Here is a 19,758-nt window from a genome sequence, read left to right on the forward strand (position 1 = left end):
GAAGGTTTTCGCCCCCACCCGCAGCGATGCGTCGCCTACCCCCGCACCCGCTCGATCTGCGCGCCGCACCGGCCCAGCTTCGCCTCCAGGGCCTCGAACCCACGGTCGAGGTGGTAGACGCGGTTGATCTGCGTCTCGCCCTCGGCGGCGAGGCCCGCGATCACGAGGGAGACCGAGGCGCGCAGGTCGGTCGCCATGACCGGGGCGCCGCGCAGGCGCTCGACGCCCTCGACGATGGCCATGTCGCCGTCGAGGCGGATCTTCGCCCCGAGGCGGGCGAGTTCCTGGACGTGCATGAAGCGGTTCTCGAAGATCGTCTCGCGGATGTGCGATTGGCCCTTGGCCAACGTCATCAGCGCCATGAACTGCGCTTGCAGGTCGGTGGGGAAGCCGGGGAACGGGTCCGTCGTGACGTCGACGGCCGCGATGCCGGAGCCGTTGCGGCGGACGCGGATGCCGCCCTCCACTTGGCTGATCTCGGCGCCCGTGGTGGCGAGCACGTCGAGGGCGGCGTGCAGCAGGTCGGCACGGGTGTCCTTCAGGATCACGTCGCCGCCGGTCATGGCCACGGCCATGGCGTAGGTGCCGGTCTCAATCCGGTCGGGCAGCACCGCATGCCGGGCGCCGTGCAGGCGGGCCACGCCTTCGACCTCGATCCGCGGCGTGCCCGCACCCTTGATGCGGGCGCCCATCTTGTTGAGGCACTCGGCGAGATCGACCACCTCCGGCTCCCGGGCCGCGTTCTCGATGACGCTGGTGCCGTAGGCGAGCGCCGCGGCCATGAGCGCCACGTGGGTGCCGCCGACCGTCACCTTCGAGAAATTGATTTCCGCACCGCGCAGACCGTTCTTCGTCTTGGCGATGATGTAGCCGCCGTCGATCTCCGTCTGGGCGCCGAGGCGCTCCAGCGCCATGATCAGCAGGTCCACCGGCCGGGTGCCGATGGCGCAGCCGCCCGGCAGCGAAACCTTGGCCTCCCCGAAACGCGCCAGCAGCGGCGCCACCACCCAGAAGCTCGCCCGCATGGTGGAGACGAGGTCGTAGGGCGCCGTCGTGTCGATGACGTTCGAGGCCGTGAGCCGGATGGTCTGGCCGGTCTCGGAGGTCTGCCCCGGCCGCTTGCCGACCACCATGTGGTCGACGCCGTGGTTGCCCAGGATGCGCAGGAGGGCAGTGATGTCGGCGAGCCGCGGCACGTTGATGAGCTCGAGGGTCTCCCCGGTGAGCAGGCTGGCGATCATCAGCGGGAGGGCCGCGTTCTTGGCGCCTGAGATCGGGATCACGCCGTTGAGCGGCGCGCCGCCGGTGATGTGGATGCGGTCCATCGGGTTGTGTCCTGCGGCTCCCGGCGTCGCGCGGCGGGAGTTCAAATGTGCGGAGGGCGGTGAGGCGCCCAGGCTTGACTGTGGGCTGCTATAGACTGGTTTTGTCGGAATCGGGACCGGATAGGCATCCCGGCGAGAAACGTGGCCGCCGGTGCGACGCTCAGCTGCCCTGCGGTCCTTCGTCCCGCCCGTCCTTGCGCGGGTCACCGTCGGCCCGGCCGCGTTCCTGCGCCTTCCGTTTGCGCAAATTCGCCCTGAGCGCCGCCTTCAGACGCTCGGCACGGGTCTCGGCCTTCTCGTCGGCCATGGGCGGAAATCCCCCTTCTGTGGGCGAGGGTTGCAGGGCGCTGAGGGCGGACCTTCGAGTTGTAGCGGTTCCAGATCCGGCCGGAGGCTGTATACACCGCTCACCTTCGATGCAGCCAACCGGCGGCGACCCCCCACAAAGGACGCTCAATGCCTGCACAACGGAATTCCGGCCTTTCGCTCGCTCCCCTCGCGGAGGCGCGCGCTGGCGCCGGTTACGATCGCTTCTTCCGCAATGCTTTGGAGAGCCTCCACAGCGAGCGACGCTACCGGGTGTTCGCCGACATCGAGCGCATTTCCGGCCGCTTCCCCACCGCGCGGTGGCGCCGCCCGGACGGGGCGGTGAGCGAGATCACCGTGTGGTGCTCGAACGATTACCTCGGCATGGGCCAGCACCCCGAGGTGGTCGGCGCCATGGTCGAGACAGCCGGGCGCTGCGGCGTCGGCGCGGGCGGCACCCGCAACATCGCGGGCAACAATTCCCCGCTGGTCGATCTGGAGCGCGAACTCGCCGACCTGCACGGCAAGGAGGCGGGCCTCGTCTTCACCTCCGGCTACGTCTCGAACCAAGCCGGCATCTCGACCATCGCCAAGCTCATCCCGAATTGCCTGATCCTGTCGGATGCCTTCAACCACAACTCGATGATCGAGGGCGTGCGTCATTCGGGCTGCGAGAAGAAGATCTTTCGCCACAACGACCTCGGCCACTTGGAAGAGTTGCTCCGCGAGGCCGGTGACCGGCCGAAGCTGATCGCCTTCGAGTCTGTCTACTCCATGGACGGCGATGTGGCGCCCATCGGCCGGATCTGCGACCTCGCGGATCGCTACGGCGCGATGACCTACCTCGACGAGGTTCACGCGGTCGGGCTCTACGGCCCGCGCGGGGCGGGCATCGCCGAGCGCGACGGCGTGATGGATCGCGTCGACGTGATCGAGGGGACGCTCGCGAAGGGCTTCGGCTGCGTCGGCGGATACATCACCGCCTCGGCTGCGATCTGCGACGCGGTGCGGAGCTTCGCGGCCGGGTTCATCTTCACCACCGCCCTGCCGCCCGCCGTGGCCGCGGCGGCGACGGCCTCCGTGCGCTACCTGAAGCGCTCCGGGGCCGAGCGCGCCGCGCACCAGCGTCAGGCCGCCGCGACCAAGGTGGCGCTGGAGGCGGCCGGGTTGCCGGTGCTGCCGACGGACACGCACATCGTCCCGGTGATGGTGGGCGATGCCGAACTGTGCAAGGCGGCGGCCGACCACCTGCTGGAGCGGCACGGCATCTACATCCAGCCGATCAACTACCCCACCGTCCCGCGCGGGACCGAGCGGCTGCGCATCACCCCGTCGCCGTTCCACGACGCCGCCCACATCGCCCGCCTCACCGAGGCGCTGGCGGAGACCTGGGCGACACTCGCCCTGCCCAAGGCGGGCACCGTGTTCGTCGAGGCGGCGGAGTAGGAACCCTTCCTCCGCCCCTCGCCGTCACCGCCCCTCGCCTGTAACCACCGCCGCGTAGCCGCGACGCAAGAGACCGAATCGCAATGATCTCCTCGCCCCTGATGACCGTGATGGTCGATGCCGCGCGCAAGGCCGCCCGCAGCCTCCGGCGCGATTTCGGCGAGGTCGAGAACCTTCAGGTGTCCCGCAAGGGCCCCGGCGACTTCGTCTCGGCGGCCGATCGCAAGGCCGAAGAGGTGCTGCGTGACGCCCTGCTGAAGGCCCGCCCCGGCTACTCGATGATCCTCGAGGAGGGCGGCGTGATCGAGGGTACCGACAAGAGCCACACCTGGCATATCGATCCCCTCGACGGCACCTCCAACTTCCTGCACGGCGTGCCCCATTTCGCCGTCTCCATCGGCCTGGAGCGCGAGGGTGTCATCGTCGCGGGCGTGGTGTTCGATCCGATCAAGGACGAATTGTTCATCGCCGAGCGCGGCAAGGGCGCTTACCTGAATAACCGCCGTATCCGCGTTGCCGCGCGGTCCGAGATGGCGGACGCGCTGGTCGGCTACGGCACGCCGTATCTCGGACGGGGCAGCCACCCGCGCCTGCTGCGGGAAATCTCCGCGGTGATGGCCGTCTCCGGCGGCACCCGGCGGATGGGTTCGGCCGCGCTCGATCTCGCCTACGTCGCCTGCGGGCGGCTCGACGCCTACTGGGAGCGCGATCTCCAGACCTATGATTTCGCGGGCGGCGTTGCCCTGGTGCGCGAGGCGGGCGGGTTCGTGACGTCCGCCGACGGCGCGGCCGAGCCCCTGGCGCCCCGCTCCATCGCCTGCGGGAACGAGAGCCTGCACCGCGACCTCCTGGCGATCCTCAAGAAGGCGCAGGCGGCCTGACGTCCCAGAGACCGTGCGGGCCGACCGGCTTGCACGGTCCTTGCGATCCCGTGCGCGGACGTGACAGAGCGTTGGCGTTCCACCGGCTCATCTGATTTAAGCGCCCGGTTTGCCAGGGAAGGCCGTTCGCATGGAAGCTCGCCGCCACGTCGCGTTGAAGGAATCGATTCGGTCGATCCCGGACTATCCGAAGCCCGGCATCATCTTCCGTGACATCACCACGCTTCTCTCCGATCCGCGCTCGTTCCGGCGGGCGGTCGATGCCCTCGTGCATCCCTATGCCGGCGGCGGCATCCAGCAGGTGGCGGGAATCGAGGCGCGGGGCTTCATCCTCGGTGGAGCCATCGCCCATCAGCTGTCCTGCGGCTTCGTGCCGATCCGCAAGAAGGGCAAGCTTCCGCATCACAAGGTGTCGATGGCCTACGCCCTCGAATACGGCACGGACGAGATCGAAATCCACGTTGATGCCGTGAAGCCCGGCGACCGCGTGCTGCTGGTGGACGATCTGATCGCCACCGGAGGGACCGCCACGGCGGCGATCAACCTCCTGCGGAAGATCGGCGCCGAGATCGTGGCGGCCTGCTTCGTCATCGATCTCCCGGATATCGGCGGCGCTCAGCGCCTGCGCGACCTCGGCGTCGAGGTTCGCACGCTGATGGAATTCGACGGGCACTGAACCTGCACGGCAGGGTCGCCAAAACGTTGACTTGTGCCGACCCCTTTGCCATAAGCCGCCCACCCGCGACGGGGCGCCCACTTGGGCGCCCTTCGTGTTTGCAAGACATATAGGACGCGTGAAGGTTGGGAGCGGCGTACGCCGCCCGCGAGCGCGCCTCGACCTTTGAAGGCAAATCGTCATGAAGAGAACCTATCAGCCGAGCAAGCTCGTCCGTAAGCGCCGGCACGGTTTCCGCGCCCGGATGGCCACGGCCGGTGGTCGCAAGGTGCTGGCCCGTCGCCGCGCCCACGGCCGCAAGCGCCTGTCGGCCTGAGGCCGGCGAGGTCTGAACCCGCCGCCGCGCGCCCCGCGCGCGGCGACCACTCGCGGGAACGATAGCCGGGATCGAACGGTCGATGGCGACGATCGAACGGCTCAAGAGACGGCCGGACTTCCTGGCCGCCGCAGCGGGCCGCCGCTTCCATACGGATCGCCTCACGGCGCAGGGCCGCCTCCGTGACGAGGGACCCGGGACCCTGCGCCTCGGCTTCACGGTCACCAAGCGCGTCGGCCGCGCGACCGAGCGCAACCGCATCAAGCGGCGCCTCAGGGCCGCCGTGGCGGAGGTCGCCGCCGGCCTGTCCCCCGACGTCGCCGCCCGTGTCGCCGACATCGTCCTCATCGCCCGTCGCCCCGCCCTCGATGCGGCCTTCTCGACGCTGACCGGCGATCTCGCTCACGCGATCCCCGCCGTCACCCGCCCCGGCCGACAGGGCAGTGGGTCCGGCGAGCGGCCCCACTCGAACCCCTCCCGACGCGGGGGGCGCCCGTCCGCGCCGCCTGCCCCCCCGAACGAGCGCGTTGGTGTCCCCGATGGGCAATGACAAGACGAATATGTTCGTGGCCATCGGCCTGTCGCTGCTGGTGCTGCTGGGATGGCAGTACTTCGTGGCCGGGCCGCGTATCGAGCAGCAGCGGCAGATCGAGGCCCAGAACAAGGCCGCCCAGGCTCAGGCCCAGCCTCCGGGCGTGACGCCGGACGGGGTGCCTTCTCCCTCGCCCAAGGAGGGCGGCCCCGCCGCCCCGGCGCCCGGCACGGCCCCGACGCCGCCCGGTGGGCCGGTCTCCCGCGAGGCCGCCCTGGCGCGCTCGCCGCGCGTGTCCATCGAGACGCCGGCGCTCTCGGGCTCCATCAACCTCAAGGGCGGCCGCATCGACGACGTCGCCCTCAAGAACTACCACGAGACCATCGACCCGAAGAGCCCCGAGATCGTCCTGTTCTCACCGGCCGGGACCGAAACCCCCTACTATGCCGAGTTCGGCTGGGTCGGGAGCGAGGCGGGCAAGCTGCCGAACGGCGAGACGGTGTGGACGGCCGACGGCAAGACGCTGGCGCCGAACATGCCGGTGACCCTCACCTGGGACAACGGCGGCGGCCTGATCTTCAAGCGGATCATCGCCGTCGACGACAAGTACATGTTCACCGTCCGCGATTCGGTGGAGAACAAGGGCGCGAACGCCGTCACGCTCTATCCCTACAGCCTCGTCTCGCGCTGGGGTAAGCCGCACACCCAGGGATACTACGTCCTGCACGAGGGCATGATCGGCTACCTCGGCGACGACGGCCTGCAGGAGTTCACCTACGACAAGCTCGCCAAGGAGGGCGCCTATGGCGGCGCCAACACCAAGGGCCGGGCCTACAACAACGTGACCGGCGGCTTCCTCGGCATCACCGACAAGTACTGGGCCGCCGCGGTGATCCCGGAGCAGACCGCGCCCTATACCGGCGCCTTCACGGACCGGACCGACGGCACGACCAACGTCTATCAGGCGAGCGCGCGCGGCGACGCCGTGAACCTCGCCGCCGGCGCCTCGGCCGCGACCACCCAGCGCCTGTTCGCCGGCGCGAAGGAGGTCAACGTCATCAACGGCTACCAGAAGGAGTTCAACCTCCGTCACTTCGATCTGCTGATCGACTGGGGCTGGTTCTGGTTCATCACCCAGCCGATGTTCAAGGCGCTGGACTTCATCTACCGCCTGTTCGGCAACTTCGGTGTCTCGATCCTGATCGTGACGCTGGGCCTGAAGCTGCTCTTCCTGCCGATCGCGAACCGGTCCTACGTGTCGATGGCCAAGATGAAGGCCGTCCAGCCGGAGATGACCTCCATCCGCGAGCGCTACAAGGACGACAAGGTCAAGCAGCAACAGGCGATGATGGAGCTGTACAAGAAGGAGAAGATCAATCCGGTCGCCGGCTGCTGGCCGGTGTTGATCCAGATCCCGGTCTTCTTCGCGCTGTACAAGGTCCTGTTCATCACCATCGAGATGCGGCACGCGCCGTTCTTCGGCTGGATCCGCGACCTCGCGGCGCCGGATCCGACGAGCATCGTCAACCTGTTCGGCCTGCTGCCGTTCACGCCGCCGGAGTACATCCCGATCCATCTGGGCATCTGGCCGATCATCATGGGCATCACGATGTTCGTGCAGATGAAGATGAACCCCGCGCCGCCGGACCCGGTGCAGGCTCAGATCTTCACCTTCATGCCCATCGTGTTCACCTTCATGCTCGGCTCGTTCCCGGCCGGCCTGGTGATCTACTGGGCTTGGAACAACACCCTGTCGGTGCTTCAGCAATACGTCATCATGCGGCGGAACGGCGTGAAGGTGGAATTGTGGGACAACCTGCGCAAGACGTTCAAGCGCGGTGACAAGACCACGGGCAAGCCCGCCGCGACCAAGAGCTGACGTGACCTCCACCGCCAACACGACCGACGACGCGGCCGACCTCCACGAGGCCGGCCGCCTCCTCTTCGCGGGCAGCGCCGATTTCTACGCCGCCGCCCAGACGCTCGACCGCCTGCCGCCGATGGAGGGGATCGAGATCGCCTTCGCCGGCCGGTCGAACGTCGGCAAGTCGAGCCTCATCAACGCCCTCACCGGCCGGAACACCCTGGCACGCGTCTCCCACACGCCGGGGCGGACGCAGCAGCTCAACTTCTTCAAGGTGGGCGACCGGATGTCCCTCGTGGACATGCCGGGCTACGGTTACGCCGCCGTGGAGAAGGCGAAGGTCGAAGCCTGGACCAGCCTCATCCATTCCTACCTCAAGGGCCGGGCGAATCTCGCCCGCGTCTTCGTGCTGATCGACGCCCGGCACGGCCTGAAGAGCATCGATACCGACGTCCTCGACGGGCTCGACAAGGCGGCCGTGAGCTACCAGGTGGTGCTGACCAAGGGCGACGCCTTGAAGAAGGGGCAGGTGGAATCGCGGCTGGCGGGCATCCAGGCGGCGCTCGCCAAGCGGCCCGCCGCCTATCCCGAGTTGATCCTCACCTCCAGCCGCGACGACCTCGGCGTCGCCGACCTGCGGGCGGCCGTCGCCCGGCTCCTCGCCGAGCGCGGAGCGTGAGCGTGCGCCCGGCCGACCGGATCCTCGCAGCCCTCGCCTGCCTGGCCGGGCTGCTGGGCGTGGCGGCGAGCGCCGCCGCGGCGCATATCGCGGGGGCGGACTCCCTGAAGCTCGCGGCGCAGTTCCTCCTGTTCCACGCTCCGGCGGTGCTGGGCCTGACGGCCCTGTCTGCCTGCGGCTTCCTCTCGCCGATCCTCGCGCGGGTGTCGGCCGCCCTGATCCTGGCCGGGCTCTGCCTGTTCTGCGGCGACCTCGCCCTGCGGGTCCTCGCCGGATCGCCGCTCTTCCCGATGGCCGCCCCGACGGGCGGCTTCGCCCTGATGGGCGGATGGCTGCTCGGCGCAGTGGCCGCCCTGGTGCCCGCCCGGAATTGAGGCTTCGCGGCTGGGCGCGTTCAGGCCCGGATCTGCAGGAAGTCCACCGCCGGCCCTGTCTCCCCCGTGAAGACGCCCGCCGTCAGCGCGCCGCCGTAGACGGCGGCCGTGTCGAGGTTCGTGCGGAAGGTGTGGATGTCGGGGCGGCCATCCTGCTGCGGCGTGTGCCCGTGGACCACGTGACGGCCGAAATCGTGCTCGCCTTCGAGGAACGGCTCGCGAATCCACAACCTGTCGTGGGCGTCTGTCTCCTCTGCCGGGAGGCCGGGGCGCAGCCCGGCATGAACGTACCACCGCGCGGCGTCGCCATGGAGCGTCGGCAGGGCCTCGATCCAGTCGAGCACGTCACGGGGCAGGTCGTTGCCGTCGTTTGCGTTGAAGGACGCGAGCGTCGCGTCGCCGCCGTTCAACAGCCAGAGCTGGGCGGCGTCCTCGGTATGGAGGCTGTCGAGGAGCATCCGCTCGTGATTGCCCATCAGGCAGGTCACGGCTTCCGGCTCCGACCAGTGGAGGCGGCTGACCGTCCGCAGCACCGCGGCACTGTCGGCCCCGCGGTCGATGTAGTCCCCGAGGAACACGAGTTTCCGCTCCCGCCCGTCCGCGTGTCGGGCGATGCGATCGAGCAGGGCTTCCAAGAGGTCGTGACACCCGTGGATGTCGCCGATGGCATAGGTGAGGACCGGTGAGGGCATAGGCCGTTGTCGGCGGGCTGCCCCGTCCTTGCAAGCGGTGCGTGTGGTTCCGGCCCGGGCCGACTACTGGGCCGCTCCCGCCACGGCCCCGGCGCCGCCGCCACTGCCCGAGGCGAGGGCGCGGCGTTTGTCCGCCTGGCCGCTGGTGGGATCGAAATACTTAGCCGCGTCGCCGAGCTGCGCCGAGGGCTCGCATTTCGGTGTGCAGGACAGGGACTCCCGCTCCATGCCCCGCTGAACGGTAATCGTCGCCTCGCGGGACGCTTCCACGCGGATCGTCGTCTCGGCAATGAGCGCGCCGGCGCTGTCGAGGGCGATGAGATTCGTGGAACCGAAGCTTTTGCCGGTGAGGATGAGCACGCCGTTCTTCTGAGGCGTCACCTCCGCGATGAACGGATTGCCGACGACGACTGTTTGCGTGCGCTCCGGCAGCCTGATCAACTTCGCGTTATCGACCATGACGGTCACGACAGGCAAGGCTTCGGCCGACACCACGGCCGGTGCAAGGCAGCAGCCCAGGAGAGCGGCAGCTGTCGACGGAAAGAAGCGGCGCATGGGTGACTGCTCATCAGCGGCGCGCGGCAACGCCAAGAAAATGCAATAAACACCGTAGTGGTAAACGCATCGCTAAAGCATCTTTGAAAATAGCAAAAATGCTCGAAATTCCATTGCTATGCGAGCTTTCTTCTATCATCCGCCGAGGGGGCGCCGCCTCACCGTGGTTCGAGGTTGCGAGACCTGCTTAACTCAATCTCAAGGCGTGTTCTTCAATCTGACCCAGCCGCCGATCGATACGCAACACTTCGTCGGTCATTCTACGAACGCAACCAGGAACTGTCCCATGAAGAGCATCGTCAAGCGCTTTGCCGGCGACGAGTCCGGCGCCACCGCCATCGAATACGGCATGATCGCCGCCCTCATCGCCGTCGTCATCATCGGCACGCTGAAGGTGATCGGCACCCAGCTCAACGCCAAGTTCAGCTCGATCTCCGCTCAGTTGAACTGATCGAGTCCGCTCGACGGCTTCGATCCGCGGCAGCGCAGTTTCCGCCGGGACCCCCAACGGGGACCGGTGGAGACTTGCCCGCCGCCGGACGCGCGAGCCGCCCGGACCCTCTTGCCCCCCTCCTGCGGGCTTCAGCCGTTCCGGCGGCTGCGACAGGCATCCGGATCCGCCTCCGGGTTCGGCCGACACACACGCACGGCGCGAGACGCGCCGGGCGACGCACGCAATGCCCGACGGGCCAGGCTCCGGCCCCTGACGGCGACGGAAGGAGCGGTCCATGACCGGAACAGTCCTCGCCGAGTTCGGTCTCCTGATCCTGTTCCCGTTCCTGATGGCCTATGCGGCCGCCAGCGATCTGCTCACCATGCTGATCCCCAACCGGATTTCGCTGGCGTTGATCCTCGGCTTCGCGCTCCTCGCGATCAGCGGGTTGATGAGCCCCGGCGAGGTCGGCTGGCACGTGGCCGCCGCCGCCGTGGTATTGAGCGTCACCTTCACCCTCTTCGCCCTCAACATCATCGGTGGTGGGGATGCGAAACTCGCCGCGGCCACCGCCCTGTGGCTCGGCTTCGATGGCCTGCTGGACTACCTGCTCGCCGCCTCCGTGCTCGGTGGGATCTTGACGCTGGCGATCCTCGCGGCGCGGTCGCACCCGCTGCCGGGGCGCCTCGCGACGCTGCCGTTCGCCCTCCACTTGCACGACCGCAAGACAGGCATTCCCTACGGCATCGCCCTCGCGGCGTCCGCGCTCCTCGTCCTGCCCGAAACGAGCCTCTGGTCGGCCGTCGCCGCAGGCTGAACGGGGCCTGGCATCCGTTCGGGGATCTGGAGCCGAGCCCGGAGCGCCGCTACACTGCGCCCATGCCCCTCGCATTCCTGCGACGTCCCGATCCCGACCATATTGAGGTTCACCATGACGGAGCGTTGCTCCGCTTGGCCCTGCGCCGCCGCTCCGCCGCGCGGCGGATCACCCTGCGGGTGTCGTCGGCGACCGGCGAGGCGGTGATCACCCTGCCGCCGCGGATGTCCGTGGGAACCGCGCAGAAATTCGCCGCCAGCCACGCCGACTGGATCGCCACGCGACTCGCGCGGGTGCCGGAGAGGATCGCCTTCGCGCCGGGCGCCCTCGTCCCGATCCGCGGCGAGACGCACCGATTGGTGCGGCGCGGGGAGCGGTCCGGTCCCGCCCAGTTCGAGGCGGCCGGAGGCGATCTCGCGCTGTCATTGAGTTGCGGCGAGGAGCACTTCCCCCGGCGGGTGAAGGAGTTCCTGACCAAGGAGGCCCGGGCGGATATCCTCGCCTCCGTCGAGAATTATGCGCCGCGCCTCGGGAAGCGGCCGACCCGCATCACCCTGAGGGACACGACGAGCCGGTGGGGCTCCTGCACCACCAAGGGCGAGCTCAATTTCTCGTGGCGCCTGATCCTCGCGCCGCCCGTGGTGCTCGACTACCTCGTCGCCCACGAGATGGCTCACCTGCGCGAGATGAACCACTCCGCGCGTTTTTGGGCGGTGGCGCACGATCTGTGCCCGCATGTCGACAGCGCGGAAGCGTGGCTTAAGCGCCACGGCACCGGCCTCCACCGCTTCGGCTAGATCGGGAGACGACCCGGTCGGCCCACGCAGCTCCCACCTGGCCGGCGCAGCGACGCCGTCCAAAGCGGCGGGGGGCCGCGGGACGGCATCCCGGACGGCGCCTCAGCCCTTCACGCGCAGCACGCGCTGGGCGGCCAATTCCTCGACGGGCCATGCCGGACGCGGATTGACCTCGCCGGGGTTGAGGGTCCGCGGGGCGACGCTGTCGCAGACCTCGCGCTGGCGCAGGATCACCGGGTTTCCGAACTGGTCCCGGCGCCGCACGATGCCGCCCTCCCGGCAGAAGCCGGCGATCGCGGCGGACCCCTTGCGCCGGCCGTAGGGGTTCACGGCGACCGGGGGGGGCTCGACGATCAGCGTGTCGGAGCGATTAAGCGACCGCTCGACATAGGTCGTCTCGTTCACGGGAAGGCCCTGGGCGAAGGCCGAGGCGAGGGAGCCCGCGAAGCAGGCTGCGGTCAGGAGGGGGAGGCGCATGGGACGGCGAATCCGGTGGAGAAATGGCGAAAGCGTGTCTTTATCTAGGCTGGTTCCGCGCCGATGGGTAGCCGCGCCGGACTGCGGGCAGTCCCTCGCTTGACATGCCGGACCCCCCATGGTCGGAACACCCCCGCTTACCGGGCCGCCGCCGTCAGGGCGCGGCCGCTCCGACAGGGTCAGACGGTGCCGTTCCTCGTGAGGCTCGATCGTTTCCGGCACGCCGCGGCGCTGTCGGGGTTTCTTCTCCTGGCCGCGCTCCTCGGCGCCGGGCCGGCGGCGGCGCAGGGCTCCGTCCGCAAGACCTTCGATGATTGGCAGCTCCGGTGCGAGACGCCGGCGGGCGCCAAGGCCGAACAGTGCGCTCTGGTGCAATACCTCGCCGCCGAGGACAGGCCGAACCTCAGTCTCGTGGTGATCGTCCTGAAGACCGCCGACAATCGCGGCTACCTGTTGCGGGTCGTGGCGCCCCTCGGCGTCCTTCTCCCCTCGGGCCTCGGCCTCAAGATCGACCAGACGGATATCGGGCGCGCCGGCTTCGTACGATGCCTCACCACCGGCTGCGTCGCCGAGGTCGTGATGGACAACGGGCTGATCCAGCAGTTCAAGAACGGTTCGAAGGCGACCTTCATCGTCTTCCAGACGCCCGAGGAAGGCGTCGGAATTCCCCTGTCGATGAAGGGCTTTGCCAACGGTTTCGACAGCCTCAAGTAAAGGCAGCCTTGCCGGATGGGTATCATGGTTGGAAAGCCGATCGGTCTGCTCGGCGCCGTCGTGATCGCGGGCCTCGCGACGTCCTCCGCCTTCGCCCAGGAGGGAAACGTCTTCAGCAACCTCTTCAAGTACGGCGGCACCACCGTTCCGCCCTCGCAGCCGCAGGACACCGAGCCGGCCTATTGCCCGACCGTGGACGTGTTCGAGGGCGGGTCCAACCTGCGCACCGTGGCCGGCGCCAACGTCCGCACGCAGACGACCCTGGGCAAGGTCGCCCGGGAATGCACGAAGCTGCAGGACGGGTCCGTGGCGGTGAAGGTCGGCATCGAGGCGCGGGTCCTGCTCGGCCCGGCCGGCACGCCCGGCCGCTTCGAGGTGCCCGCCTCAGTGCTCATCAAGTCCGACGAGAAGGTGGTGACGAGTCGGAGCGAACGCACGACGGCCGTCGTGGAGCCCGGTGAGGCCCAGGGCTTCGCCCAACTCATCATCGACGGGTTGATCGTTCCGCCCGCCCTGGCGAACAACTACGACATTGAGGTCGGCCTGGGCAGCCGCACCGTCGGGAAGCCTGCCAAGGCCAGGAAGGCCAAATCCCGCAAGCCGAAGCCCACGGAGGCGCAGGCGCCGGAAGGCGCGGGCGATGCCGCCCAATGAGGGTGTGCCGTCCCCGGTGAAGGCGAGGGCCGCGCGCGCGTCCCGCCGCTTCGGCCGCGCCATCCCGTTCCGGCTCGAGGAATCGGGCGATCCGGTCTTCGACCGTCAGCTTCGCCTCGGCACCCCGCTTCCGGGCTGGATCGTTCTCAGCGTCTCGGCCGACCCGCTGGCCAAACCCCAGCGGCCGCTGTTGCGCGTCCTGCGCGGCGCGGACGAGCCTCAGGATGTCGTGCTGCCCGGTCCCGCTCTCGGCCGTAGCCACTGGCTCGGTCTGATCCCGAAGGACGCCACCGGCATCCTCCTGTCCCTGGGCGAGGGCCAGCGCCTCGACCGGGTGGGCCGGCGTCACGCGATCGGGCTTGTCGGCGAATGCCTGATCCGCCGTCCCGGCAACGCCTTCGCGGCGCTCTACGCGGGGGGGAGGGGGCAGACGCGGCGGTTCCGCGACAGTCTTCGGGGCGGCGTCGCCGTCACGCGCATGGCCGGTTTCGAAGCTTGGGCGCGGGAACGCGCGGTGCCTTTCACGGGACGAACCCCGGCCCTGAAGGTCGCCTGCCTCGTCGTGGCTCGGGAAGGGGAGGGGGGTGCCCTCGCGCGGACGCTGACGTCATTGGCAGGGCAGAGCGCCGCCGCCGCAGTGATCGCGGTCACGGGAGACGGTGGACCGGCCGCAGGCACACCGGGCGTTGAGCTTCTAGGCTGGGACGGCGAGGCTCATCCGCGAGCATTGCTGGGCGGGGCCGATGCCCTCTGCTGTCTCCGTGCCGGCGATATTCTGGCAGCCAACGCCCTGGCCCTGCTCTCGGCCGCGTTGGGCATGGCGGACATGGCCTATGCCGACGAGGTCGGACCGGACCGAAAGCCCCGGCTGAAGCCGGAGTGGAGCCCCGATCTCGCCCTCGCCACGGGCTTTCTCGGTCGTCCAACCCTCGTCTCGCGCAGGCTGATCGAGGCGCTGCCGGAGGGAGGGCTCGGGCCTCTGGACCAGGCCGGCGCCGCCCTCGAAGCGGCCGTGGCGGCCCACTGCAAGATCGCCGTGCATATCCCGCGACCGCTGGCGGCGACCGCGGGACCGTGGCCCTGCGCCGCGCGCGCCACGCTCCTGAACGCCCGGTTCGCCGCGAGCGGCCTTCCCGTCACGGCCGTTGCCAGGGAGGGGATCACCGACCTGCGCTGGCCGCTGCCCGCTCCGCCCCCCCTCGTCAGCGTCGTCATCCCGTCGCGGGACGCGCCCGACCTGATCCGCACGGTCTGCCGGGGTGTCCTCACGGAAACGGAGTACCCGTCCCTCGAACTCGTCGTCGTCGACAACGGCTCGACGGATGCGAAGGTGCTTGCCCTCTACGACACGTTGCGGACCGATCCGCGCGTTCGGATCGTCGCTTTCCCACACCCGTTCAATTTCTCCGCGATGGTCAATGCGGGCGTCGCCCAGGCGACCGGGGATGTGGTGGTGCTCCTCAACAACGACATCGCGGTGCGCGAACCCCATTGGCTGACGGAGATGGTGCGTCAGGCGATCCGGCCCGAGGTCGGCGCCGTCGGCGCCAAATTGCTGTTCGGGGACGGCACCTTGCAGCATGCCGGCGTGGTGGTCGGCCTCGCCGGGCGGGCGGGGCACATCCTGCGGCGGCGACCGGCGGCGACGCCGGGCCATCTCGGTCGCCTCACCGTCGCCCACGAGGTGTCGGCGGTGACGGCGGCTTGCATCGCCGTGCAGACCTCGAAGTACCGCGCCGTCGGCGGCTTCGACGCGCGGGCTTTCCCCATCGACTTCAACGACGTGGATTTCTGCCTCAGGTTGCAAGCGCGGGGATGGAAGACGATCTGGACGCCGTGGGCGTCCCTCTTCCACCTCGAATCGGTCAGCCGCGGGCCATCGGTGGGCGCCAAGCGCGCGCGGTTCGAAGCGGAGGCCGCCCGGTTTACGGACCGCTGGCGGGACGTGATCCGCCACGACCCCTACTACCACCCGGCCCTGTCCCTCACGACCTTCGGCGAGGATCTGGAGTGATGCGACCCCCATCCGCTTCCCGGGGAGACGGCGCCTGTCTCGGCGAGGCGGCGCAGCGGACTCCCTCGCTCCTGCGGGCGTGGCGTGTCCTGGCCTGCGAGCCGCGCCAAGCGTGGTCCATCGCCACCGCCTGGATCGGCGGGAAGCGCCTGCGGGCCAGGCAACGGCTCGCCGCCGCCATCGGCATCGATCATCGCCTCGCCTTGCCGCCCCGCGCGATTCCGAACGGCGAGGATGCCATTCCCGCCGATGGGGCAATCCTTGTCGTGGGGGCGGAGCGGCTGGTGCCCGGCGCCGTGGCCCGCCTTCGCCACGCCTTCGCCTCCGACCCTTCCCTCCAGGCGCTCTATGGCGACGGCCTCGTTCAGGACGGCGTCGGCGGTCCGGTCCACCCGCGCCTTCCGCCCGCCTTCGATCCCGATCTGCTTCTGGCGGTCGACTACATCGGGGCTCTCGTCCTGCGGCGCGGCGCGCTGCCCGAACCGGTGCCCACGCACCCGGTGGAAGCGGCGTTACGGGTGCTGGAAACCCACGGCGCCGCTGCGATCGGCCACCTGCCCGGTCTCCTCACGGTTCGGCCGGGGGATTGCGATGCGCCGACGGATGCGGTCGCCGCACGCCTTGCCGCCGTGCGCGCCCATCTCGACCGGACCGGCGCCGCCGACACGACGGTGTGGCCCGGCGCCGACGGGGTGCTCGACGTGGCACATCCCCTGCGCGAGACTCCCCTCGTCACGGTCATCGTCCCGACGCGGGACCGGCTCGACCTGTTGAAGCCTTGCCTGGAGAGCCTCCGCGCCAAGACCGCGTGGCCGTCCCTCGAAATCCTGGTGATCGACAACGGAAGCCGCGAGGAGGCGACGCTCGCCTACCTGCGCGATCTGGAGCGCGGGGGCCGGGGCCGCGTCGTGCCCTATCCCGGGCCCTTCAATTTCGCCGCGATGAACAACGAGGCGGCCAAACAGGCGCGGGGCCGCCTGCTCGTCTTCATGAACAACGATGTCGAGGCGTTCCGGCCGGACTGGCTCGTCGCCATGGCCCGCCACGCCCTCCGGCCCGGGGTGGGCGCGGTGGGCGCGAAACTCCTCGACGGCGAGGGGCGCATCCAGCACGGGGGGATCGTCCTCGGCACCGGCGGCCTCGTGACCCACAGCCACCGCCATTTTCCCGGCGACGCCCCGGGCTACCTCTCGGCACTGCGCGCCGCGCACGGTGTCTCCGCCGTCACCGCCGCCTGCCTGATGGTGGAGGCGTCCAAGTTCCAGGCGGTCGGTGGGTTCGATGCCGAGCGCTTCGCCGTCGACTTCAACGACGTGGACCTGTGCCTGCGGCTCAACGCCGAAGGCCATCGCACGATGGTCGTCCCGGCGGCCATCCTCCATCATCGCGAGGCGGCCAGCCGCCGATGGACGGCGGAGGCATCCGCCCGCCATTCACGGGAGGTCGCCGCACTGAAAGAACGATGGGGGCCGCTGCTCGCGCAGGACCCCCATTATCATCCGCGTTTCGATCCGGGCCTCTCGACCCACGCCCGTCTGTCCCGGACTGAGGCGGCGGACCTCTCCGTCCGCCGGGCCGGCTGAGCGAGCCTACTGGACGAGGCGCGGCCCGCCCATCTGGACCTTCTCGTTCTCGGCCATGATGCCGAGGCGCTTGGCGACCTCGGTGTAGGCTTCGATCAGGCCGCCGAGGTCCTTGCGGAACCGGTCCTTGTCGAGCTTGTCGGAGGACTTGATGTCCCACAGGCGGCACGAGTCCGGGGAAATCTCGTCGGCGACGACGATGCGCATCATGTCGCCTTCCCAGAGGCGGCCCGTCTCCATCTTGAAGTCGACGAGGCGGATGCCGACGCCGAGGAAGAGGCCGGACAGGAAGTCGTTGACGCGGATCGCCAACGCCATGATGTCGTCGATCTCCTGGGGCGTCGCCCAGCCGAAGGCGGTGATGTGCTCCTCGGAGACCATGGGATCGTTGAGCTGGTCGTTCTTGTAGTAGAACTCGATGATGGAGCGCGGCAGCTGCGTGCCTTCCTCCAGTCCGAGCCGGGTCGCGAGAGAGCCAGCGGCGACGTTGCGGACCACGACCTCGAGGGGAATGATCTCCACTTCCCGGATCAGCTGCTCGCGCATGTTCAGCCGCCGGATGAAGTGCGTGGGCACCCCGATATCGTTGAGGTTCTGGAAGACGAATTCCGAGATCCGGTTGTTCAGCACGCCCTTGCCGTCGATGACCTCGTGCTTCTTCGCGTTGAACGCGGTCGCGTCATCCTTGAAATGCTGGATCAAGGTGCCCGGCTCCGGCCCCTCGTAGAGGACCTTCGCCTTGCCCTCGTAAATGCGACGGCGGCGATTCATGGGTGTGTACCGTGGTTTGAGGAAGTCCATGGCCGGGGCTCCTGATGTGCGCGACGAGTGAAGCGGGATCCGCGGCGCGGCGACCGGACGCGTAGTCGGGCAGCCGGACGGCCCCTCGTACAGGCCCGGCTGCCGGGGGGCAAACTACCCGAACCGGACAGGCAGCACAACGCGTTAGCCGTTTCGCGGGGCTTCCTCCGGCCGTGGGGGAGCTCGGCTCCGGCCCTCAGGTTGTCCTGTCGGGAAAGCGGCAGAGATCTCGGATCCGGCAGGCGGGGCAATCGGGTTTGCGCGCCTTGCAGACGTATCGCCCGTGCAGGATCAGCCAGTGGTGGGCGTGGAGCAGGTAGGGCTCGGGCACGATCGCCTCGAGCCTTTCCTGCATCCTGTCGGTGGTTCCCGCCACCGCCAGGGGGATGCGGTTCCCCACGCGGAAGATGTGCGTATCGACGGCGATTCGCGGGACGCCGAAGGCGATGTTCAGGACGACGCTCGCCGTCTTCGCGCCGACGCCGGGAAGGACCTGCAGATCTTCCAGGGTCGAGGGCACGGCGCCTCCGTGCCGCTCCACCAGGATGCGGGAGAGCGCAATGACGTTCTTCGCCTTGGTGTTGAACAAGCCGATGGTGCGGATGAAGTGCCGGACCCGCTCTTCACCCAGGGCCAGCATCGTCTCCGGCGTGTCCGCGAGTGCGAAGAGGTCGGCCGTCGCGAGGTTTACGCTTTTGTCGGTGGCCTGCGCCGAGAGGACCACGGCGACCAGCAGCGTATAGGGATTCGTGTACCGGAGGTCGCTGACGGGCTCCGGCGAAGCCTCCCGGAACCGCCGGAAGATCTCCTCCACGGCGTTGGCATCCACCGGCTGGGGGGCCGCAAGGGCGTGGCCGTCGAGGGCTGCGACCGGTAGGCGCGGCGCGAGCCTCCCGCGGGCTTTGACGGGGGAGGGCGGCTTTCTGGCGGGCATTCGCGCGTTATATCTGTGCGATGGTTAGCGGCAATCCATCCGTGCACCCCTATGGCCTCGATCCCGACAGCCTGGATCGGCCGGTCTTCTCGGCGACCATCCGGCCGCACCAATCGCTGAGCCGCCGCGGCTTTCGCGTGGTGATGACCGGCGTCTGCCTCGTCTCCCTCGTGGTGTCGGTCGAGTCGTGGCGGCGGGGCTTCTGGCCGATCGCCGGATTCTTCGGCCTCGACATGCTCGGCATCTACCTCGCCCTGAAGGCAAGCTTCCGGCGCGGATCCTCCTTCGAGGAGGTGATGATCACGCAGATCGAAATCCTGCTCGCCCGCGTGAGCCACCGGGGGGAGCGGCGCGAGTGGCGGTTCAATCCTCTCTGGACCAAGATCGTTTCGGTGGACGACGAGGAGTTCGGCCTGCAACGCCTGTCCCTGGTCTCGCGCCGCCTCGAGGTGGTGGTTGCCCGGGATGCGGCGCCCGAGCAGCGTGCTGAAATCGCCGATGGTCTGAGCAAGGCACTGGCCGAAGTGAAGAAGGGCCGGTGAGTGCCCCGTCCCGAGGATGGCTCTGAGAGGAGCGCAGAGCCCGTCACGCGCCCGTCACGGCCTTCGGCCATAAAAAACGATACGCTCCGGAAAAAGGCGGTTGACGGGTGGGGTTGGGGTCCGTATACCCCTGTTCATCGGCGCCGGCCGCGGAAGTGGACCGGACGCTGGCTTGTCTGTCTCTGGTGTCGTTTTGGCGGCGATGAGGCGGGCGGCTCTACCGGACAATCGAGTGGGACGTGCCTGGCGGTGGTTTAAGCCTGGTGTGTCAGTTCGTTGGGTTTGGTGGGAGATTGGGGGTTTAGCCTTCGGGTTTGGCTCCTGTGCTGTTTGACATTGTGATTAT

General features: G+C 68.9%; 23 protein-coding genes. 16 read left to right on the forward strand and 7 right to left on the reverse strand.

Annotation, left to right across the window (positions count from 1 at the left end):
* Positions 1 to 35: 35 nt before the first annotated feature.
* Positions 36 to 1,325 (reverse strand): UDP-N-acetylglucosamine 1-carboxyvinyltransferase, encoded by a 1,290-nt coding sequence (gene murA / locus MFF06_RS16305; protein WP_238205798.1) that lies wholly within the window; start codon positions 1,323 to 1,325, stop codon positions 36 to 38.
* A 160-nt stretch (positions 1,326 to 1,485) separates the two neighbouring features.
* Positions 1,486 to 1,632 carry a hypothetical protein gene (locus MFF06_RS16310; RefSeq protein WP_238205801.1) on the reverse strand — a complete coding sequence of 49 codons (147 nt, stop codon included), beginning with the start codon at positions 1,630 to 1,632 and terminating at the stop codon, positions 1,486 to 1,488.
* Between the two features lie 149 nt (positions 1,633 to 1,781).
* Between MFF06_RS16310 and hemA the strand changes: the two genes are divergently transcribed.
* The 8 genes from hemA (at position 1,782) to MFF06_RS16350 (ending at position 8,399) form a co-directional block, all read left to right on the forward strand.
* Positions 1,782 to 3,077 carry a 5-aminolevulinate synthase gene (gene hemA / locus MFF06_RS16315; protein ID WP_238205803.1) on the forward strand — a complete coding sequence of 432 codons (1,296 nt, stop codon included), beginning with the start codon at positions 1,782 to 1,784 and terminating at the stop codon, positions 3,075 to 3,077.
* An 83-nt stretch (positions 3,078 to 3,160) separates the two neighbouring features.
* Positions 3,161 to 3,958 carry an inositol monophosphatase family protein gene (locus MFF06_RS16320; RefSeq protein WP_238205805.1) on the forward strand — a complete coding sequence of 266 codons (798 nt, stop codon included), beginning with the start codon at positions 3,161 to 3,163 and terminating at the stop codon, positions 3,956 to 3,958.
* 130 nt (positions 3,959 to 4,088) lie between these two features.
* The gene (locus tag MFF06_RS16325; RefSeq protein ID WP_238205807.1) at positions 4,089 to 4,634 is read left to right on the forward strand and encodes an adenine phosphoribosyltransferase; all 546 of its coding nucleotides are present in this window, start codon (positions 4,089 to 4,091) and stop codon (positions 4,632 to 4,634) included.
* Between the two features lie 181 nt (positions 4,635 to 4,815).
* Positions 4,816 to 4,950: a 50S ribosomal protein L34 gene (rpmH, locus tag MFF06_RS16330; RefSeq protein WP_238205808.1), complete on the forward strand. Its 135-nt coding sequence runs from the start codon at positions 4,816 to 4,818 to the stop codon at positions 4,948 to 4,950.
* Between the two features lie 82 nt (positions 4,951 to 5,032).
* Positions 5,033 to 5,500: a ribonuclease P protein component gene (rnpA, locus tag MFF06_RS16335; RefSeq protein ID WP_238205810.1), complete on the forward strand. Its 468-nt coding sequence runs from the start codon at positions 5,033 to 5,035 to the stop codon at positions 5,498 to 5,500.
* A complete protein-coding gene (yidC, locus tag MFF06_RS16340) occupies positions 5,490 to 7,361 on the forward strand; it encodes a membrane protein insertase YidC (protein ID WP_238205812.1) in 1,872 nt (623 codons plus the stop codon). Before rnpA ends, yidC begins: the two co-directional genes overlap by 11 nt.
* A 1-nt stretch (position 7,362) precedes the next feature.
* Entirely contained in the window at positions 7,363 to 8,025 is a 663-nt protein-coding gene (gene yihA, locus MFF06_RS16345; RefSeq protein WP_238205814.1) for a ribosome biogenesis GTP-binding protein YihA/YsxC, read from the forward strand.
* Positions 8,022 to 8,399, forward strand: coding sequence for a DUF423 domain-containing protein (locus tag MFF06_RS16350; RefSeq protein WP_370876481.1), 378 nt, complete (start codon positions 8,022 to 8,024; stop codon positions 8,397 to 8,399). The genes yihA and MFF06_RS16350 overlap by 4 nt, the downstream gene beginning before the upstream one ends.
* 20 nt (positions 8,400 to 8,419) lie before the next feature.
* Here the strand turns inward: MFF06_RS16350 and MFF06_RS16355 are convergent, their stop codons facing one another.
* Both MFF06_RS16355 and MFF06_RS16360 read right to left on the reverse strand, forming a co-directional pair.
* Positions 8,420 to 9,091, reverse strand: coding sequence for a metallophosphoesterase family protein (locus tag MFF06_RS16355; protein WP_238205816.1), 672 nt, complete (start codon positions 9,089 to 9,091; stop codon positions 8,420 to 8,422).
* 63 nt (positions 9,092 to 9,154) lie between these two features.
* Positions 9,155 to 9,646, reverse strand: coding sequence for a pilus assembly protein N-terminal domain-containing protein (locus MFF06_RS16360; protein ID WP_238205818.1), 492 nt, complete (start codon positions 9,644 to 9,646; stop codon positions 9,155 to 9,157).
* Between the two features lie 286 nt (positions 9,647 to 9,932).
* Between MFF06_RS16360 and MFF06_RS16365 the strand changes: the two genes are divergently transcribed.
* From MFF06_RS16365 to MFF06_RS16375, 3 genes are all read left to right on the forward strand, one after another.
* Positions 9,933 to 10,097, forward strand: a complete 165-nt coding sequence (locus MFF06_RS16365) for a Flp family type IVb pilin (RefSeq protein ID WP_238205820.1) — start codon at positions 9,933 to 9,935, stop codon at positions 10,095 to 10,097.
* Positions 10,098 to 10,374: 277 nt separating this feature from the next.
* Entirely contained in the window at positions 10,375 to 10,896 is a 522-nt protein-coding gene (locus tag MFF06_RS16370; protein WP_238205822.1) for an A24 family peptidase, read from the forward strand.
* Between the two features lie 62 nt (positions 10,897 to 10,958).
* Complete coding sequence (locus tag MFF06_RS16375; protein ID WP_238205824.1) at positions 10,959 to 11,693, forward strand: M48 family metallopeptidase; 735 nt, start codon at positions 10,959 to 10,961, stop codon at positions 11,691 to 11,693.
* A 102-nt stretch (positions 11,694 to 11,795) separates the two neighbouring features.
* Here MFF06_RS16375 and MFF06_RS16380 read toward each other — a convergent pair whose 3' ends face one another.
* Entirely contained in the window at positions 11,796 to 12,170 is a 375-nt protein-coding gene (locus MFF06_RS16380; RefSeq protein WP_238205825.1) for a hypothetical protein, read from the reverse strand.
* A 198-nt stretch (positions 12,171 to 12,368) separates the two neighbouring features.
* Between MFF06_RS16380 and MFF06_RS16385 the strand changes: the two genes are divergently transcribed.
* Genes MFF06_RS16385 through MFF06_RS16400 form a run of 4 tightly spaced genes read left to right on the forward strand, consistent with a single transcriptional unit; the run spans position 12,369 to position 17,135 of the window.
* Positions 12,369 to 12,884, forward strand: a complete 516-nt coding sequence (locus MFF06_RS16385; RefSeq protein WP_370876480.1) for an invasion associated locus B family protein — start codon at positions 12,369 to 12,371, stop codon at positions 12,882 to 12,884.
* A gap of 24 nt (positions 12,885 to 12,908) precedes the next feature.
* Positions 12,909 to 13,538 carry a hypothetical protein gene (locus MFF06_RS16390; protein WP_238205827.1) on the forward strand — a complete coding sequence of 210 codons (630 nt, stop codon included), beginning with the start codon at positions 12,909 to 12,911 and terminating at the stop codon, positions 13,536 to 13,538.
* Positions 13,525 to 15,552 (forward strand): glycosyltransferase family 2 protein, encoded by a 2,028-nt coding sequence (locus MFF06_RS16395; RefSeq protein WP_238205829.1) that lies wholly within the window; start codon positions 13,525 to 13,527, stop codon positions 15,550 to 15,552. Before MFF06_RS16390 ends, MFF06_RS16395 begins: the two co-directional genes overlap by 14 nt.
* Complete coding sequence (locus MFF06_RS16400) at positions 15,552 to 17,135, forward strand: glycosyltransferase family 2 protein (protein ID WP_238205831.1); 1,584 nt, start codon at positions 15,552 to 15,554, stop codon at positions 17,133 to 17,135. Before MFF06_RS16395 ends, MFF06_RS16400 begins: the two co-directional genes overlap by 1 nt.
* A gap of 6 nt (positions 17,136 to 17,141) precedes the next feature.
* Here the strand turns inward: MFF06_RS16400 and purC are convergent, their stop codons facing one another.
* Positions 17,142 to 17,936 carry a phosphoribosylaminoimidazolesuccinocarboxamide synthase gene (gene purC, locus MFF06_RS16405; RefSeq protein WP_238205833.1) on the reverse strand — a complete coding sequence of 265 codons (795 nt, stop codon included), beginning with the start codon at positions 17,934 to 17,936 and terminating at the stop codon, positions 17,142 to 17,144.
* A 196-nt stretch (positions 17,937 to 18,132) separates the two neighbouring features.
* Entirely contained in the window at positions 18,133 to 18,870 is a 738-nt protein-coding gene (gene nth / locus MFF06_RS16410) for an endonuclease III (protein WP_238205835.1), read from the reverse strand.
* Between the two features lie 20 nt (positions 18,871 to 18,890).
* Here nth and MFF06_RS16415 point away from each other — a divergent pair, with 20 nt between their 5' ends.
* Complete coding sequence (locus MFF06_RS16415; RefSeq protein ID WP_238205837.1) at positions 18,891 to 19,412, forward strand: DUF2244 domain-containing protein; 522 nt, start codon at positions 18,891 to 18,893, stop codon at positions 19,410 to 19,412.
* Positions 19,413 to 19,758 lie beyond the last annotated feature (346 nt).

This window comes from Methylobacterium aerolatum (assembly GCF_022179085.1).
GTDB lineage: Bacteria > Pseudomonadota > Alphaproteobacteria > Rhizobiales > Beijerinckiaceae > Methylobacterium > Methylobacterium aerolatum.